The organism is Mycobacterium decipiens (assembly GCF_963853665.1).
GTDB classification, from domain to species: domain Bacteria; phylum Actinomycetota; class Actinomycetes; order Mycobacteriales; family Mycobacteriaceae; genus Mycobacterium; species Mycobacterium decipiens.
Genome location: NZ_OY970459.1, coordinates 1164894 through 1181666, shown reverse-complemented (window position 1 = coordinate 1181666; position 16773 = coordinate 1164894). Strand labels below are relative to the sequence as shown.

11 protein-coding genes and 2 pseudogenes are annotated in these 16773 nt (G+C 66.7%); 5 read left to right on the top strand and 8 right to left on the bottom strand.

The genetic code is table 11. The features are described from left to right. Positions 1-7 precede the first annotated feature (7 nt). The 4 genes and pseudogenes from AADZ55_RS05410 to AADZ55_RS05395 form a co-directional block, all read right to left on the bottom strand. Positions 8-2920, bottom strand: a complete 2913-nt coding sequence (locus tag AADZ55_RS05410) for an arylsulfatase (protein ID WP_085323202.1) — start codon at positions 2918-2920, stop codon at positions 8-10. Next, positions 2917-3798 carry an RluA family pseudouridine synthase gene (locus AADZ55_RS05405; RefSeq protein ID WP_085323201.1) on the bottom strand — a complete coding sequence of 294 codons (882 nt, stop codon included), beginning with the start codon at positions 3796-3798 and terminating at the stop codon, positions 2917-2919. Before AADZ55_RS05405 ends, AADZ55_RS05410 begins: the two co-directional genes overlap by 4 nt. 7 nt (positions 3799-3805) lie before the next feature. Continuing rightward, positions 3806-5563 (bottom strand): glycerol-3-phosphate dehydrogenase/oxidase, encoded by a 1758-nt coding sequence (locus AADZ55_RS05400; RefSeq protein ID WP_085323200.1) that lies wholly within the window; start codon positions 5561-5563, stop codon positions 3806-3808. A 16-nt stretch (positions 5564-5579) separates the two neighbouring features. Continuing rightward, a pseudogene (locus AADZ55_RS05395) lies at positions 5580-7061 on the bottom strand (NAD(P)H-quinone dehydrogenase). Between the two features lie 166 nt (positions 7062-7227). Between AADZ55_RS05395 and AADZ55_RS05390 the strand changes: the two are divergent. Next, a complete protein-coding gene (locus AADZ55_RS05390) occupies positions 7228-7707 on the top strand; it encodes a gamma-glutamylcyclotransferase (protein WP_085323198.1) in 480 nt (159 codons plus the stop codon). Between the two features lie 100 nt (positions 7708-7807). Here the strand turns inward: AADZ55_RS05390 and AADZ55_RS05385 are convergent. From AADZ55_RS05385 to AADZ55_RS05375, 3 genes and pseudogenes are all read right to left on the bottom strand, one after another. Next, positions 7808-8614: pseudogene (locus AADZ55_RS05385) on the bottom strand (hypothetical protein). A gap of 103 nt (positions 8615-8717) precedes the next feature. Next, positions 8718-9887: a M20 family metallopeptidase gene (locus AADZ55_RS05380; protein WP_085323197.1), complete on the bottom strand. Its 1170-nt coding sequence runs from the start codon at positions 9885-9887 to the stop codon at positions 8718-8720. Next, the gene (locus AADZ55_RS05375) at positions 9884-11068 is read right to left on the bottom strand and encodes an amidohydrolase (RefSeq protein ID WP_085323196.1); all 1185 of its coding nucleotides are present in this window, start codon (positions 11066-11068) and stop codon (positions 9884-9886) included. Before AADZ55_RS05375 ends, AADZ55_RS05380 begins: the two co-directional genes overlap by 4 nt. A 179-nt stretch (positions 11069-11247) precedes the next feature. Here AADZ55_RS05375 and AADZ55_RS05370 point away from each other — a divergent pair, with 179 nt between their 5' ends. Both AADZ55_RS05370 and AADZ55_RS05365 read left to right on the top strand, forming a co-directional pair. Further along, entirely contained in the window at positions 11248-12054 is an 807-nt protein-coding gene (locus tag AADZ55_RS05370) for a purine-nucleoside phosphorylase (RefSeq protein WP_085323195.1), read from the top strand. A gap of 3 nt (positions 12055-12057) precedes the next feature. Continuing rightward, on the top strand, positions 12058-13650 hold the full coding sequence (locus AADZ55_RS05365) for a phospho-sugar mutase (protein WP_085323194.1): 1593 nt from the start codon (positions 12058-12060) through the stop codon (positions 13648-13650). A gap of 1 nt (position 13651) precedes the next feature. On the opposite strand, the gene upp is transcribed toward AADZ55_RS05365, so the two are convergent. Continuing rightward, positions 13652-14275 carry a uracil phosphoribosyltransferase gene (gene upp / locus AADZ55_RS05360; protein WP_085323193.1) on the bottom strand — a complete coding sequence of 208 codons (624 nt, stop codon included), beginning with the start codon at positions 14273-14275 and terminating at the stop codon, positions 13652-13654. Positions 14276-14378: 103 nt separating this feature from the next. On the opposite strand from upp, the gene AADZ55_RS05355 reads away from it, so the two are divergent. Then, a complete protein-coding gene (locus AADZ55_RS05355; protein ID WP_085323192.1) occupies positions 14379-15278 on the top strand; it encodes an alkaline phosphatase family protein in 900 nt (299 codons plus the stop codon). 60 nt (positions 15279-15338) lie between these two features. Beyond that, positions 15339-16691 carry a primosomal protein gene (locus AADZ55_RS05350; protein ID WP_085323435.1) on the top strand — a complete coding sequence of 451 codons (1353 nt, stop codon included), beginning with the start codon at positions 15339-15341 and terminating at the stop codon, positions 16689-16691. Positions 16692-16773 lie beyond the last annotated feature (82 nt).

The following is a 16773-nucleotide window of genomic DNA, read 5'->3' as shown; positions in this document are numbered from 1 at the left end:
CATTTGATCAGCCCGCCGCGCCCTGTCCGACCGCTTGGACAGATGCATGCTCGTGCAACGCCTTTTCCGCTTCAGGGTGAACGGGTTTGAGGTCGAAGATGACCTCTGCGACGGTTCCGGTGAACGCATAGGGTGCCTTGTCCTCATAGTCGCGGTCGACGACCAGGCCGTTGTCGCGGCCGATGTCCATCCCCGCGTACGACGTGAAGGCCAACGGCACTGTCTGGGGCATCTCACCCTCGCCGATCAGCCGGTCGTTGGCCCATAGCGTCACCCGGCCACCCGACGCGGCGACGGGCCGAGCGGAATCAAACAACATCCGCACCGTGACATCACCAGTGGGGATCGGCTCGGTGGATACCTGCCGATAGGTCTCGACGCCCAGGAAGGAGTAGGTGTGGTGCAGTCGCCGCTGTCCGTCGACCCACACCGCGAACCCGCCCATGAAGTCGGCGTTGGCGACGATCACTCCCTCCGCGCCGCTGTCGGGGACATGCAGCCGTGCCTCGATCGCGTAGGAGCGGCCCGAGATACGTGGGACCATGCCGCGCTGGATGTTTTGCACGTTTCCTTTGAAACTGAACCGAGCCGTGGTGGGAAGGGGCGGCAGATCGCCGAACATGACCGCGAGCCCACCCAGCAGCGGCAGCACCCGGTTTCGTTCGGCCTCCTGCCACCACAACTGGGTAAGCTCGGCCAGCTTGTCCGGACGCCTGGCGGCCAGGTTTACGGCCTGGGAGAAGTCGTCGGGGAGGTAGTACAGCTCCCAAACATCCTGGTCGGGGTCGTAGTTTTGCGGCGCGAATCGCTGCATCGTCTCCGGCGAGAGGTCCCACGGCGCCTTGTCCAACCGAGCACACGCCCACCAACCGTCTTGGTAGATGGCGCGGCTACCAAAGTTCTCGAAGTACTGCACCGTGTGGCGCTCTTCGGCCGCCACGTCGTCGAAGGTGTGCAGGAAACTGGTTCCGTCCATCGGTTCCTGCTCGAAGCCGTCGACACTGGTCGGCTCGGGTAAACCGACGGCCTCCAACACGGTTGGCGCGATGTCGATGCAGTGAGTGAACTGGCCACGAACATGACCATCCGGCCGGATCCGGGCCGGCCAGGCGACCACCAAGGGATCGCGCGTGCCACCCAGGTGGCTGGCCATCTGTTTGCCCCACTGGAATGGGGTGTTGTTCGCGTGCGCCCACCCGGAGGCGAAGTGCGGTGCGGTGAACTCGTCGCCGAGTGCGGAGATCCCGCCATACCGTTCGATGAGCTCCAGTTGCCGGTCGGCGTCGAGATCCAGGCCATTGAGGAACGTCATCTCGTTGAACGAACCGGTGTTGGTGCCCTCCATGCTGGCGCCGTTGTCGCCCCAGATGTAGAACACCAGCGTGTTGTCGGTCTCGCCGAGACCCTCGATCGCGTCCAGCAGCCGGCCGACATTCCAGTCCGCGTTCTCCGCGAACCCGGCGAACACCTCCATCTGGCGGGCATAGAGCTTTCGCTGGGTCTCCGACAAGTTGTCCCACGCGGGGAATAGATCGGGGCGCTCGGTTAGTTCGGTGTCGGGTGGAATGATCCCGAGCTGCTTTTGCCGTTCAAATGTCTTCTGCCGATACACATCCCAGCCCTCGTCGAACTGTCCCTGGTACTTATCGGCCCACTCGGAGAATACGTGGTGCGGCGCATGGGTGGCACCGGTCGAGTAGTACAGCATCCATGGCTTCTCGGCGTTCTGCGCTCGCACGGTGTGTAGCCACTCGACGGCTTTGTCGGTGAGGTCGTCCGGGAAGTAGTAGGGGCGACCGTCTTTTCCTCCAGAACCCTCAGGTATGCCGATGACGGAGTTGTCCTGACTGATGATCGGGTCGTACTGGCCCGCGGCGCCACTCGGGAAGCCCCAGAAATGGTCGAATCCCCAACCCAGCGGCCAATTGTCGAACGGCCCCGCCGCTCCCTGGACGTTGTCCGGGGTCAGATGCCACTTGCCGAAAGCGCCAGTCACATAACCGTTGTCGCGCAGAATTCGCGGCAGCGCGGCGCAGCTACGCGGCTTGACCGTCGAGTAGCCGGGGAATGGGCCCGGGAGTTCGCAGACCGATCCGAAGCCCACCCGGTGATGGTTTCGTCCGGTCAGCAGCGCCGCACGGGTCGGCGAGCATATCGCGGTGACATGGAAACGGTTGTAGGTCAGTCCATTCCGTGCCACTCGGGATAGCGTCGGGGTCCGGATGGCGCCGCCGAAAGTATCCGGGCCGCCGAACCCGGCGTCGTCGATCAGCACGATCAGCACGTTTGGTGCGTCGTCGGGCGGAAAGGGACCCGGAACGATCGACCAGTCGCCCACCGACTCCGCCATGGTGCTTCCGATGGTGCCGCCGAAGCTGCGCTGCGGCAGCGGCAGCCGGGTGCGGTCCGGGTTGAACTTTCCCATCGCCTCTTGCAACGCTGCACCCAGGCTTCTCAGCGTTGAACGACTGATCTCCGCAACAGATTTCATTGGTGAGCCAGCCAACGCCTGTCCCGCCTTCAGGCGTCCCTGCGCCTCCGTCACCGCGATGATCACAGCACGGCCCGCCGATAGCGCTTCGCCAATCTTGTCGGCCAGCCCGCTCTTGATCCGATGGTGAGCGAAGGTGCCTGCCAATGCTCCCGCCGCGGCGCCAACCGCTGCCGAGGCCAACAGCGCAGGCGAGAACAGACCGATCGCCAGGCCCGCCCCGGCGCCCCATGCCGCGCCGCGCCGGCCGAGTCGGTTTCCGGTGTCGACCAAGACGGGATTGCCCTCGCCGTCCTTGCCGACTAACACCGCACCCTGCAGCGGGATGCTCTTGTCCTTGGCTCGATCGGTAAGGTTTTGAAAGTCGTGCCGAGCCGAATCGATGTCCTGGTATCCGGCAACGATGACCAACGCCTTGTCTTCACTCATAGTGAAACTCCTCCTAGCTGTCGGCAGCTGACGAACTCGCGGTGTGATCCGGTCAGCGGATCGTCGAACTCGATGCGCTGTGCCAGCAACTGCAGCGGCGCGCTGAAGTCGCCGAGGTCTTGATCGGACATGGGTATCACGTTGGGATACAGCGGATCACCCACGATCGGTACCCCCAGCGACGCCATGTGCACCCGTAGCTGGTGGGTGCGTCCGGTGCGCGGCGTCAGCCGGTACAGACCGTCGCGTGAGATCAGCTCCACCAGCGTCTCGGCGTTGGGAACGCCGGGCTCGCAGACCGCCTGCAGATGTCCGCGGCGCTTGACAATGCGGCTGCGGACCACGCACGGCAACGCCAGACCCGGGTCAACGGCCGCCCGAGCCAGATAGGTCTTGTGCACCAGACCACGGGCGAACAGCGTTTGGTAGCTGCCGCGCAACTCGCGCCGGGTGGTGAACAGCAATACCCCTGCGGTCAGCCGGTCCAGCCGGTGGGCCGGGCTCAGTTCGGGCAATCCCAGGTCCCGGCGGAGCCGCACCAGCGCGGTCTGCGCGACGTGCCGCCCCCGGGGCATGGTCGCCAAGAAGTGCGGCTTGTCGACGACCACGACGTTGCCGTCTTGGTGGAGCACCGGGATATCGAAAGGCACCGGCACTTCGTCAGGCAGGTCGCGATAGAGGTAGACGCTGGAGCCGCTGGGCAGCACGGTGGCGTCGTCGATCACCGCGCCGTCGGCGTCGAAAACCTCGCCGGCCAGGACCTTGGCGCGGGCCGTCGCGCCGAACCGGGCACTGAGCTCGGCCAGTACCGCTCCACCGCGTAGCCGCACCCGCGCCGGCCCCAGTCCGTCACGGACCGGCAGCGGCGCGGCCTTCACTGCGCGCTCAATTCAGAGGCACCGGCTCGAGGATCTCGGCACGCGCCTCGGGTGCGCTGGCCCGCAACATGTCCGCCGAAACGTCATCGGGCTGGGCCTGCGACAGCACCTCAGCCTCGACGCGCGCAGTGTAGTTGGCAACCTCGCGGTCGATGTCCGCGGCGGTCCAGCCCAGCACCGGCGCAATCACCTCAGCCACCTCGCGTGCGCAATCGACGCCACGGTGTGGGTATTCGATGGAAATCCGCGTCCTGCGGGCTAGGACGTCCTCGAGATGCAGTGCCCCCTCGGCAGCCACGGCATAGGCGGCTTCCACCTTCAAGTAGCCCGGCGCCTCCTTGATCGGGCTCAACATGCTGGGATCGCCGGCCGCCAACGCCAGGACGTCGCTGATCAGCGAACCGTAGCGGTCCAGCAGATGGCGCACCCGGTACGGATGCAGACCTTGCATGGCGCCGACGTGTTCGGCCTGATTGACCAGGGCAAAATAGCCGTCGGCGCCCAGCAGGCTGACCTTCTCGGTGATCGACGGTGCAACCCGGGCCGGGATGAATTGCACCGCAGCATCGATCGCGTCGGCCGCCATCACCCGGTAGGTGGTGTACTTGCCCCCGGCGATGGCCACCAGGCCCGCCGCCGGCACCGCCACCGCATGTTCCCGGGACAGCTTGGAGGTTTCGTCGCTTTCCCCGGCAAGCAGCGGCCGCAGCCCCGCGTACACCCCGTCGATATCGGCGTGCGTCAACGGGGTGGCCAACACCGAGTTGACGGTGCCGAGGATGTAGTCGATGTCGGCCTTGGTGGCCGCGGGATGAGCCAGGTCGAGGTTCCAGTCGGTATCGGTGGTTCCGATTATCCAGTGACTCCCCCACGGGATGATGAACATGACCGACTTCTCGGTGCGCAGGATCATCGCGACGTCACTGACAATCCGGTCCCGCGGCACCACCACGTGCACGCCCTTGGACGCGCGTACCTGGAAGCGCCCGCGCTGCTTGGACAACGCCTGAATCTCGTCGGTCCAGACCCCGGTCGCGTTGACCACGACGTGGCCGCGGACCTCGGTAACCGCGCCGTCCTCGGAGTCGCGGACGCGCACGCCGATTACCCGGTCACCCTCCCGCAGCAACGCGACCACCTGGGTGGAACACCGAACGACCGCGCCGTAATGCGCCGCGGTGCGCGCGACCGTCATGGTGTGCCGGGCGTCGTCGACCACGGTGTCGTAGTAGCGGATGCCACCGATCAGCGAGCTGCGTTTCAAGCCAGGGCTCAGTCGCAGCGCACTCGCACGGGTAAAGTGCTTTTGCGCCGGAACCGATTTCGCGCCACCCAGCCGGTCGTACAGAAAGATGCCCGCCGCGATGTAGGGGCGCTCCCACCAGCGTTTGGTCAACGGGAACAAGAATGGCAGCGGCTTGACCAAATGTGGCGCCAACGTGGTCAACGACAGCTCACGCTCATAGAGCGCCTCACGCACCAGCCCGAACTCCAGTTGCTCGAGGTAGCGCAACCCGCCGTGGAACATCTTTGACGAACGGCTCGAGGTGCCAGAGGCCAAGTCCCGCGCTTCGACCAGCGCCACCTTCAGGCCACGGGTGGCAGCATCCAGGGCGCATCCGGCCCCCACCACGCCGCCGCCGATCACCACGACGTCGAATTGCTCGGTGCCGAGTCGCTTCCAGGCGACCGCGCGCTGCTGAGGTCCCAGCGATGCAGCGGGCCCCGTCTGCACACTGTCCGATAGGTGGATCGGGTTGCTCACGAAACACCGGCTCCTGTCAGTTACTTGTCGGTAGGTGGTGCGCCACCAAGGCTAGTTCTTCAGCCGTGTTTTGAGCCGCCCTTCAGTCCAGATCGTCGTGTGCCATCAGCCGGCGGGCGGCCTCGGTTATCGAACCCGATAACGATGGGTAAACGGCCAGCGTCTGGGCCAGCTCGTTGACGGTGATGCGGTTCTGAACGGCTACGGCGATGGGCAGGATCAGCTCGGATGCGATCGGCGCCACCACCACGCCGCCGATCACCACGCCGGTGGACCGCCGACAGAAGATCTTGACGAAGCCATGCCGCACCTCGGACATCTTGGCGCGTGCGTTGGTTCGCAACGGCAGCATAATGGTGCGCGCCAGCACCGAACCGTTGTCGATGGCCGATTGCGGCACGCCTACCGCGGCAATCTCGGGTCTGGTGAAAACCGTCGCCGCCACCGTGCGCAACCGGATGGGGCTGACGCCTTCACCCAGCGCGTGATACATCGCGATGCGGCCCTGCATCGCGGCGACCGACGCCAGCGGCAGCAGCCCGGTGCAGTCGCCCGCGGCATAAATGCCTGTCGCCGACGTCCGCGACACCCGGTCCACGGTCAGGTAGTCGCCACGTCCGAGTTCGATGCCGACCCGCTCCAGGCCGAGGCCCCTGGTGTTGGGGACCGACCCGATGGTCATCAAGGCGTGGCTGCCCTCGACAGTGCGACCATCGGTCATCGTGACGAGAATCCCGGCGCCGGTGTGGGTGACCGATGCTGCACGGGCATTCTTGAATAGCCGGACGCCCCGTTCGGCGAACGACTCTTCCAGGACCAGCGCGGCGTCAGCGTCCTCATACGGCAGCACGTGGTCTTGGCTGGCCACCACCGTGACCGGCACCCCCAATTCGGTGTAGGCGTCGACGAACTCGGCGCCGGTAACTCCAGAGCCCACCACGATGAGGTGCTCGGGCAACGCTTCCAAGTCGTAGAGCTGCCGCCAGGTCAGAATGCGCTGGCCGTCCGGCTGGGCCGACGGCAGGATTCGCGGACTGGCCCCGGTGGCGATCAGCACGACGTCGGCCTCATGGTCACTGGTGGAGCCGTCGGTGGCGGTCGCTTGGATGCGATGGCGCGCCAGGCCGGGTGTGGAGTCGATCAGCTCGCCCCGGCCGGCGATCACCTGAACGCCGATGCTGAGCAGCTGGGCGGTGATGTCGGCCGATTGCGCTGCCGCCAGTGTCTTGACCCGGGCATGGATCTGCGGCAGCGAGATCTTGGCGTCGTCGAAGTCGATATGAAAGCCCAGGTGCGGCGCTCTGCGCAGTTCGGTACGCAGCCCGGTGGAGGCAATGAACGTCTTGGATGGCACGCAGTCGTCCAGAACGGCGGCCCCGCCGATGCCGTCGGAGTCGATCACGGTGACTTGGGTTGTTTCGGGGTGTGAGGTGGCCGCTACCAGTGCGGCCTCGTAGCCGGCCGGACCACCACCTAGGATCACGATGCGGGTCACCACAGCCCATAACCTAGCTTGGCGACGATGCACGCCGCAGCGCGGCGTGAGGAGGAGCCAAGCAATCAGACCCAGCTTGGCGACGATGCACGCCGCAGCGCGGCGTGAGGAGGAGCCAGCCGGCCATCAGATGAGCGCCGCGTGACCAGGTGCCGTCTAAGCTTTCCCCGTGCCGCTCTACGCCGCCTACGGGTCGAACATGCATCCCGAGCAGATGCTCAAGCGCGCACCCCACTCGCCGATGGCCGGAACCGGCTGGTTACCCGGGTGGCGGCTGACATTCGGCGGCGAGGACATCGGCTGGGAAGGGGCGCTGGCCACAGTCGTCGAAGATCCGGGGTCGAAGGTGTTCGTCGTGCTCTACGACATGACGCCGGCGGACGAAAAGAACCTGGACCGCTGGGAAGGCTCCGAATTCGGCGTCCACAAGAAGATCCGATGCCGCGTGGAGCGCCTATCCTCGGACACCACAACGGATCCCGTCCTCGCGTGGTTGTACGTTTTGGACGCCTGGGAAGGCGGACTACCGTCGGCACGCTATTTGGGTGTGATGGCTGATGCTGCTGAGATCGCTGGCGCGCCAGGTGATTACGTCCACGACCTGCGTACCCGCCCAGCCCGCAACATCGGCCCGGGAACCACCACCTAGTAAAGGCATCGCGAGCTGGGGGTACCCACCCGCTTGCTAGCGCGCGTTTGTACAGCGACACGCCGTTGCAGCCGGCATTCTGCGGACCTTCGTGAGGGCATCATGCCGCTCGGCCGCGCTCCAATCGCATCGCAATCCGGTGGACCAGTTCGCCCTGCCGATATCTGACATCCCCGGCCACGATCGGCACGACCACCCATCCCAGATCCAACAGTGCCGCACCACGTCGACGGTCCCGCAGAAATGCCTCGGGCCACCGTGCCACGATCTCGTATTGCAGCACCGGGGGCGGCAGTCCGCCGTCGACCATGACCAGGCGCGCCTCGCTCTCCATCCGGCGACTCCGCCTTCGCGCAGGCCAAACCGAACAACTCGCGCGCGGTGATGATGCCCCGCCGCCCACACTGACGCCTGACTGCCCAATCCAGTTGGTCGCGGGTACACGCCCCGCTGCGCAGCGCAGCGTCCAGCGTCGCCAGGGCTCGAGGCCTACACGGGCCACGCGCCACCTCAATCGCCGTCCACGCGGGCGTGGTCGCCGGCCGCCCCCCGACCAAGGTAAGCGGAGCTCCCGCACGCCGGTGTAGGACAAGGCCGTCGGTCGATCGCACCCGCCGACCACCGGGATTCAGCACGGTAGCTCCGCTGTTCCCTCGGTGTCGAAGCCGTACGCGGCGGCGGCGGTACCCATGCAGGCCGTGACCGTCGTGCCGGCGGCCAAGTCCAGACCGCGCAATCGCAACCCGGTATTCACCTCACCGCGGCCGTAAACGCCGTACCAAATCTTTTGCAGTACACCACTATTGACGTGTGCCTCCAGGGCGCGCCGGCTGAGGAAGGTCAGCGCCTGGCCAGCGGCCACCACTCCGCCTTGCGCGTCGAGCAACCGGCGCAGCTCTGCATTCATGCCAGCTACCGTCGGGCCAGCAGGGGTTGGCGACAATTCACCATCCACCGCACCGAGGGCCCACAGAATGCCGGCCCAGGCGGCGTGCCCCTAGCGCACGGCCTTAGCAGGCGGCGGACTGTTCGATGATGTTGACCATCACCCGCAGCCCCATCGCCAGGGCTCGCTCGTCGATGTCGAACGTCGGCTGATGCAGGTCCAACTGCAGTCCCTCGCCCGACCACACACCCAGTCGCGCCATCGCCCCTGGAACCTCCTCCAGATACCAGGAGAAGTCCTCACCGCCGCCGGACTGCCGGGTGTCAGCCAGCACACCGGGGCCGACGGCTTCGATGGCATGGGTGAGAATGCGGGTCGATACGTCCTCATTGACCACCGGCGGCACCCCGCGACGGTATTGCAACGTGTGTTCGATCGCCAGCGGGAACAACAGCGCCGACACGGCCTGGCGGATAATCTCCTCGAGGTCAACCCAGGTTTGCCGGCTAGCCGTGCGGACGGTGCCGGACAGAATTCCGGTCTGGGGAATGGCGTTGGCGGCCAAACCCGCGTTGACCGCGCCCCACACCAACACGGTGCTGTTGCGCGGGTCGATGCGACGGGACAGCACCCCGGGCAGCCCGGTGATCAGCGTGCCGAGCCCGTAGACCAAGTCAGCGGTCAAGTGCGGACGCGACGTGTGCCCGCCAGGCGAATACAACGTGATTTCTATCGAGTCGGCCGCCGACGTGATGGGGCCCTGCCTGACCGCGACCTTGCCGACCTCGAGCCGGGGGTCGCAGTGCAGGGCGAAGATCCGTGACACCCCGGCCAACGCGCCGGCCGCGATTGCGTCGATGGCACCGCCCGGCATCAGCTCCTCGGCAGCCTGGAAGATCAACCGCACCCCGACCGGCAGCTCCGGTACGGACGCCAAGGCAAGTGCGGTGCCCAGCAGGATCGCGGTGTGCGCGTCATGACCACAGGCGTGGGCGACGTTGGGCATCGTCGAGGCGTAGGGGGCGCCGGTCCGCTCGGCCATCGGCAGCGCATCCATATCGGCGCGTAACGCGATCCTCGGCTGATGCTCGGGGCCGAAATCGCAGGTGAGTCCCGTCCCACCGGGCAGCACCTTCGGGTTCAGCCCCGCGTCGGCCAACCGCTCGGCGACAAACTGAGTAGTGGCGTATTCCTGACGACCCAACTCCGGATAACGATGAATGTGCCGGCGCCAGGCGACCAAGTCGTCGTGATGCGCGGCCAGCCATGATTCGGCGGTGTCGACGAGGCTCATAGTGGCACCCTGCGCTGCTGCGCGGTCAGCACCCGGTCACGCTCATCGGGAGTCTGGGCTAGCCGGACAATCGTGCGCGCCAACATGATCGCACCGTCAACCACCGCGCGATCGGCGCTCAGACCAGCGGCAGCCGCGGCGAAGGCGCGTTGGTGCACCGTCGCCCCGCCGGCATCGACGCCGATCACCGGATGGATCCCGGGCAGCGCCTGCGTCACGTTGCCCATGTCGGTGCTGCCCAGGGGTAGCCCCGCCTCGGCAGACGACGGCACCGGCTCGCGCCCCAGCCGGTGCATCTCCTCCCGACACACCTCAACCAGCCATCGGTCGGGCTTGAGGTCCGCGTATGCCGGCGCGGCCTCGTCGATTACGTACTCGCAGCCAGCGGCCAGCGCACCCGCAGCAAAGCATGCGAACATCCTGCCCTCCAGCTCGCGCAGCGAATCCGATTCAAACGCGCGCATCGCATACCGCAGCTTCGCCTGCCCGGGGATGACGTTTACCGCCTGGCCGCCGTCGGTCACGATGCCGTGCACCATTTGCCCGGGAGCCAGTTGCTGTCGAAGTACCCCAATGGCCACCTGCGCCACGGTCACGGCGTCGGCGGCGTTGACCCCTAGATGTGGCGCGACGGCCGCGTGCGATTCCTTACCCTGGTAGTGCACGGTGACCTCGGACAGGGCCAGGGATCGGGCCCCGGCGATGTCGGTCGGCCCGGGATGAACCATCACGGCCACCGCGACATCGTCGAACGTCCCGGCCTGCAGCATCAGTGCCTTACCGCCGCCAGATTCCTCGGCAGGAGTTCCCAACAAGGCCACGGTCAAGCCCAGGTCGTCGGCCACCTCGGCCAGTGCCAGCGCGGTGCCCACCGCGGCGGCCGCGATGATGTTGTGCCCGCACGCGTGCCCGATTTCGGGAAGCGCGTCGTACTCGGCGCACACCCCGACAACCAACGGTCCGCTGCCGTAGTCGGCGCGAAACGCCGTGTCCAACCCGGCGACGGCCTTCGTGATCTCGAAACCACGTTCGGCGACCAACGCCTGCGCCTTGGCGCAGCTGCGGTATTCGGCGAAAGCCAGCTCCGGCTCGGCGTGGATCGAGTGAGACAACTCAATCAGCTCACCGCCACGGCGTCGCACCACATCCTCCACTAAGTCCTGGGCGCTGGGTGCGAGCATCTTCGCAGTATCTCATCGACGAGCATCGCCGGGACTCGACCCGATCACCCACGAATGCCAGCGCGCTCCCCTCGGGCCATTCTTTGGCTATCATGACCGCTCCGATATGAAGTGGCATCTTGAACGGTGGCGACCGGCGCCGTGTGCAATCCCGGTAGCCCGGGCTAGGCTCGACCGGTGTGACTGACGGTCGGGCCGCTGTCGATGAACTCGCGCGGCGGGCGGCGCAGGTCATCGGCGAGCGCACCGGGATCGGCGAACACGACGTCGCGATCGTGCTCGGGTCCGGATGGTCAGGCGCCATTGCGGCACTGGGCTCCCCGACCGCGGTGCTGCCCCAGGCCGAACTGCCCGGGTTCACGCCGCCAACGGCGGCCGGGCACGCGGGTAAGCTGCTGTCGCTGCGCATCGGCGAGCACCGGGTGCTGGTGCTGGTTGGCCGCATCCACCCCTACGAGGGTCACGACCTGAGCCACGTCGTGCACCCGGTGCGGGTGGCCTGTGCGGCCGGAGCGCGCATCATCGTGCTCACCAATGGCGCCGGCGGCCTGCGCGCGGACCTGCAGGTCGGCCAACCCGTCCTGATCAGCGACCACCTGAACCTGACCGCACGGTCCCCGCTGGTCGGCGCCCAGTTCGCCGACCTGACCGACGCCTACGCGCCGCGGCTGCGACACCTGGCCCGCCAATGCGACCCGGGGCTGGCCGAAGGCGTCTACGCGGGCCTGCCCGGCCCGCACTACGAGACGCCGGCGGAGATCCGGATGCTCCAAATGCTGGGCGCCGACCTGGTGGGCATGTCGACGGTGCACGAAACCATCGCCGCCCGCGCGGCGGGCGCGGAGGTGCTGGGAGTATCCCTGGTGACGAACAAGGCAGCCGGGATCACCGGCGAGCCGCTGAGCCACGGCGAGGTGCTCGCCGCCGGGGCCGCGTCGGCGGGCCGGCTGGGCTCGCTGTTGGCCGACGTAGTAGCCCGATTCTGAACCGTGACACCCGAAGACTGGATCGCTCACGACCCGGATCCACAGACGGCCGCGGAGCTCTCCGGCTGTGGCCCCGACGAACTCGCCGCTCGATTCGCCCGCCCACTTGCGTTCGGCACCGCGGGCTTGCGCGGACCGGTTCGGGGCGGGCCGGATGCGATGAACCTCGCGGTGGTGTTGCGCGCAACCTGGGCGGTGGCACAGGTGCTTGCCGATCGAGGTCTGGCTGGTTCGCCGGTAATCGTGGGACGCGATGCCCGGCACGGCTCGCCCGCGTTTGCCAACGCGGCGGCTGAAGTGCTTGCCGCCGAAGGCTTTTCCGTGTTGCGCCTGCCCGACCCAGTGCCGACGCCGGTGGTGGCATTCGCGGTGCGGCACATCGGCGCCGCCGCCGGGATACAGATAACGGCGTCGCACAACCCGCCGACCGACAACGGCTACAAGGTGTATCTCGACGGCGGCATTCAGATCGTCGCCCCCACCGACCGGCAAATCGAAGCAGCGATGGCCGCCGCTCCCCCGGCCGATCAGATCGCCAGGAAGGCCGTCGAACCCGCTGACACCGACCTGGTCGAGCGCTACATCCAGCGCGCCGCCGGGGTCCGCTGCGGTAGCGGTTCGGTCCGAGTTGCCCTGACGGCACTGCACGGGGTTGGCGGGGCGGTGGCTGTCGAGACCCTCCGGCGTGCCGGTTTCAACGAGGTGCACACCGTCGCGGCGCAGTTCGCGCCGGACCCCGACTTTCCCACCGTGACGTTTCCGAACCCCGAAGAACCCGGCGCCGCCGACGCACTGCTCACCCTGGCCGCCGACGTGAACGCCGACGTCGCGATCGCGCTGGATCCCGATGCGGATCGCTGCGCGGTCGGGATACCCACGGTATCCGGATGGCGGATGCTGTCCGGCGACGAAACTGGTTGGCTACTAGGCGATTACATCTTGTCCCGGACCGACGACCGGGCGTCGCCGCCCGAACCCAGGGTGGTGGCCAGCACCTTGGTGTCGTCGCGGATGCTGGCGGCGATCGCCGCGCATTACGGCGCGGTGCACGTCGAGACGCTCACCGGCTTCAAGTGGCTAGCCCGCGCGGATGAGGGCCTGCCCGGCACCCTGGTGTACGCCTACGAGGAAGCGATCGGGCATTGCGTCGACCCGGCCGCTGTGCGCGACAAAGACGGCATCAGCGCCGCGGTCTTGGTGTGCGATCTAGTGGCCACCTGCAAAGGGCAAGGTCGTTCGGTGACCGACCTGCTCGACGAACTCGCCCAACGCTACGGCGTGCACGAGGTAGCCGCGCTGTCACGCCGCGTCGGCGACTCCGCCGAGGCCACCGATCTGATGCGACGGCTCCGCGACGACCCGCCGGCTCGACTGACCGGTTTCATCGCCACCATCACTGATATCGGCGACGCGCTGATCCTCACCGGGGGCGACGGCGACATGTCGGTAAGGGTGGTGGTGCGGCCTTCGGGGACCGAGCCGAAGCTGAAGTGCTACTTGGAGATCCGCTGCGCGGTGGCCGGTGACCTAGTAGCTGCCCGCGAGCGAGCCCGGGCACGGATCGATGAACTGTTGGCCTCAGTGCGGCACTGGTGACTCAGCGGGGGCCGAACTGACGATCACCAGCATCGCCGAGCCCGGGCACGATGTAGGCGATCTCGTTGAGCCCGTCGTCGATGGCCACAGTGACCAACCGCGCGTTTGGCGCAGCCCTCTCTAGTGCCGCGATTCCTTCCGGCGCCGCGACCACGCACAGCACTGTGATGTCCGCCGCTCCGCGGGACATCAGCCGACCGAGGGTGTGCGCCATCGAACCGCCGGTGGCCACCATGGGGTCGAGCACCATTACCGGAATGTCAGACAGGTCGTCGGGCAGCGACTCCAGATACGGCACCGGCTGGTGGGTTTCCTCGTCACGGACAACACCGACGAAGCCGACGCGTGCCTCCGGCAGCGCGGCATGCGCCTCGTTGACCATGCCCAACCCCGCCCGCAGCACGGGAACCAGCAGTGGCGGTTTGATCAGCCGCGACCCGACCGTCTCGGCGAGCGGAGTACGGATCGGGACTGCCTCGCTGGGCGCATCGCGGGTGGCCTCGTAGATCAGCACCAGCGTGAGCTCGCGCAGCGCGGCCCGGAAGGTGGCGTTGTCGGTGCGTTCGTCACGCAGCGTGGTCAGTCGGGCCGCGGCCAGCGGATGGTCAATGACATGGACCTGCACGGCGTTTGACCCTATATAACAATCGGGGCTCGGTCCCCTAAAGCCCGCCGATACGCGTGGGTCCATCCGCTCGGCCGGCCACCCCCGTCCATATACTCGCGGCATGCTTCTCGGGATCCAGACCCTCAGACGTCACCTGAACAGGGCATACCGAGCACTTGCCGTGTTCGGTGCCGTGGCCGTGTCGCTAGCCGCCCAATGGGCCGGCGTTTCGGATCGAGTGGGTCTGGCGGCGGCCGCTTTGCCGACCTTCGCGCACGTGGTGATCGTGGTGGAGGAGAACCGTTCGCAGGCCAACATCATTGGCAACGCGTCGGCTCCCTTTATCAATGAGCTGGCCGTCAAGGGCGCAATGATGGCCCAGTCGTTCGCGGAAACACACCCAAGCGAACCCAACTACCTGGCGCTGTTCGCCGGCAGCACATTCGGGTTGAAGAAGAACGTGTGCCCGGTCAACGGCGGCGCGCTGCCCAATTTGGGTTCCGAATTGCTCGCCGCCGGTCACACCTTCATCGGTTTCGCCGAAGACCTGCCCGAGGTCGGCTCGACCGTGTGCAGCGCGGGCAAGTACGCGCGCAAGCATGTGCCGTGGGTCAACTTCAGCAACGTGCCGCCGACGCTCTCAGTGCCGTTTTCCGCATTTCCGAAGCCGGAAAGCTTCGCCAGCCTGCCGACGGTGTCGTTCGTCATCCCCAACGCCGACAACGACATGCACGACGGCTCGATCGCGGAAGGCGACGCCTGGCTGAACCGCCACCTGTCTGCGTACGCCAACTGGGCCAAGGCAAACAACAGCCTGCTCATCGTGACTTGGGACGAAGACGACGGCGGCAGCCGAAATCAAATCCCGACGGTGTTCTACGGCGCGCACGTGGCGCCCGGAACCTACAACGAGACCATCAGCCACTACAACGTGCTGTCCACGCTGGAGCAGATGTACGGACTACCCAAGACGGGTAACGCGGCGAATGCTCCCCCGATAACCGACATTTGGGGCGGGTAACCGCCAGCGGGCCCGCTACCCGTGGACGCGGCCTCGCCGGCCGTCGCTATTCTGTGCCGCATGGTTGCTGACCTCGTCCCCATCCGTTTGAGCCTGTCCGCCGGTGATCGCTACACGCTCTGGGCACCTCGCTGGCGCGATGCCGGAGACGAGTGGGAGGCGTTCCTGGGTAAGGACGACGACCTGTACGGCTTCGAGAGCGTCTCTGACCTGGTTGCGTTCGTGCGCACCGACAGCGAAAACGACCTGGTCGACCACCCGGCATGGACGGACCTGACCGGAGTTCACCCGCACAAGCTCAACCCTGCCGACGACAATCAGTTCGACCTGGTCGTCGTCGAGGAACTGGTGGCCGAGAAGCCGACCGAGGAGTCGGTCGCCGCGCTGGCTGCCACGCTGTCGATCGTGTCCTCCATCGGTTCGGTGTGCGAGCTGGCGGCGGTGTCGAAGTTTTTCAACGGCAATCCCATCCTGGGCACGGTTTCTGGCGGAATCGATCACTTCACCGGCAAGGCCGGCCATAAGCGCTGGAATTCGATCGCCGAGGTCATCGGGCGCAGCTGGGACGACGTGCTCAAGGCCATCGACGCGATCATCAGCACTCCCGAGGTCGATGCCGAGCTGTCGGCCAAGGCCGCCGAGGAGTTGGCCGAAGAGCCCGAGGAGCCCGAGGAGCCCGAGGAGTCCGAGCAGCCCAACGAGCCCGAGGAGTCCGAGCAGCCCGAGGCGGAAGAACAGGCGGCAGAGCAGGCCGCGCAGGAGTCGGCCGAGTCCGACGATGAGGCGTCTGAACCGGTGGCCGAAACAGCCGAAGCAACCGAAGCGGAAGCCCGCGCGCCCGGTGACACCGTCGTACTTGGCGCCGATGAGGACTTCTGGCTTCAGGTAGGCATCGACCCGATCCAGATCATGACGGGTGCCGGTACCTTCTACACGCTTCGCTGTTACCTGGACGATCGACCGATCTTCCTGGGCCGCAACGGTCGGATCAGTGTGTTCAGCTCCGAGCGGGCCCTGGCGCGTTATCTTGCCGATGAGCACGACCACGACTTGTCGGACCTGAGCACCTACGACGACATCCGCACCGCCGCTACCGATGGCTCACTGGCCGTGGACGTCACCGACGACAATGTCTACGTGCTGACCGGGCTGGCCGACGATTTCGCCGACGGACCGGGCGCGGTGGACCGTGAGCAGCTCGACCTGGCCGTCGAGCTGCTCCGCGATATCGGCGACTACTCCGAGGAGAGCACGGTCGACAAGGCGCTGGACGCGGCCAGGCCGCTGGGCAAGCTGGTGGCCTACGTGTTGGACCCCGACTCGGTCGGCAAACCCGGCGCTCCGTATGCGGCGGTGGTCCGGGAGTGGGAAAAATTGGAACGGTTCATCGAGTCGCGGCTAAGGCGCGAATAAGCCAGCGCTAGCCGGTCGAAGAGACCCCGCCGGGGGTGAACTTCGCGACGCAACACCCCGGGCAGGCGTCGTACAGACCACC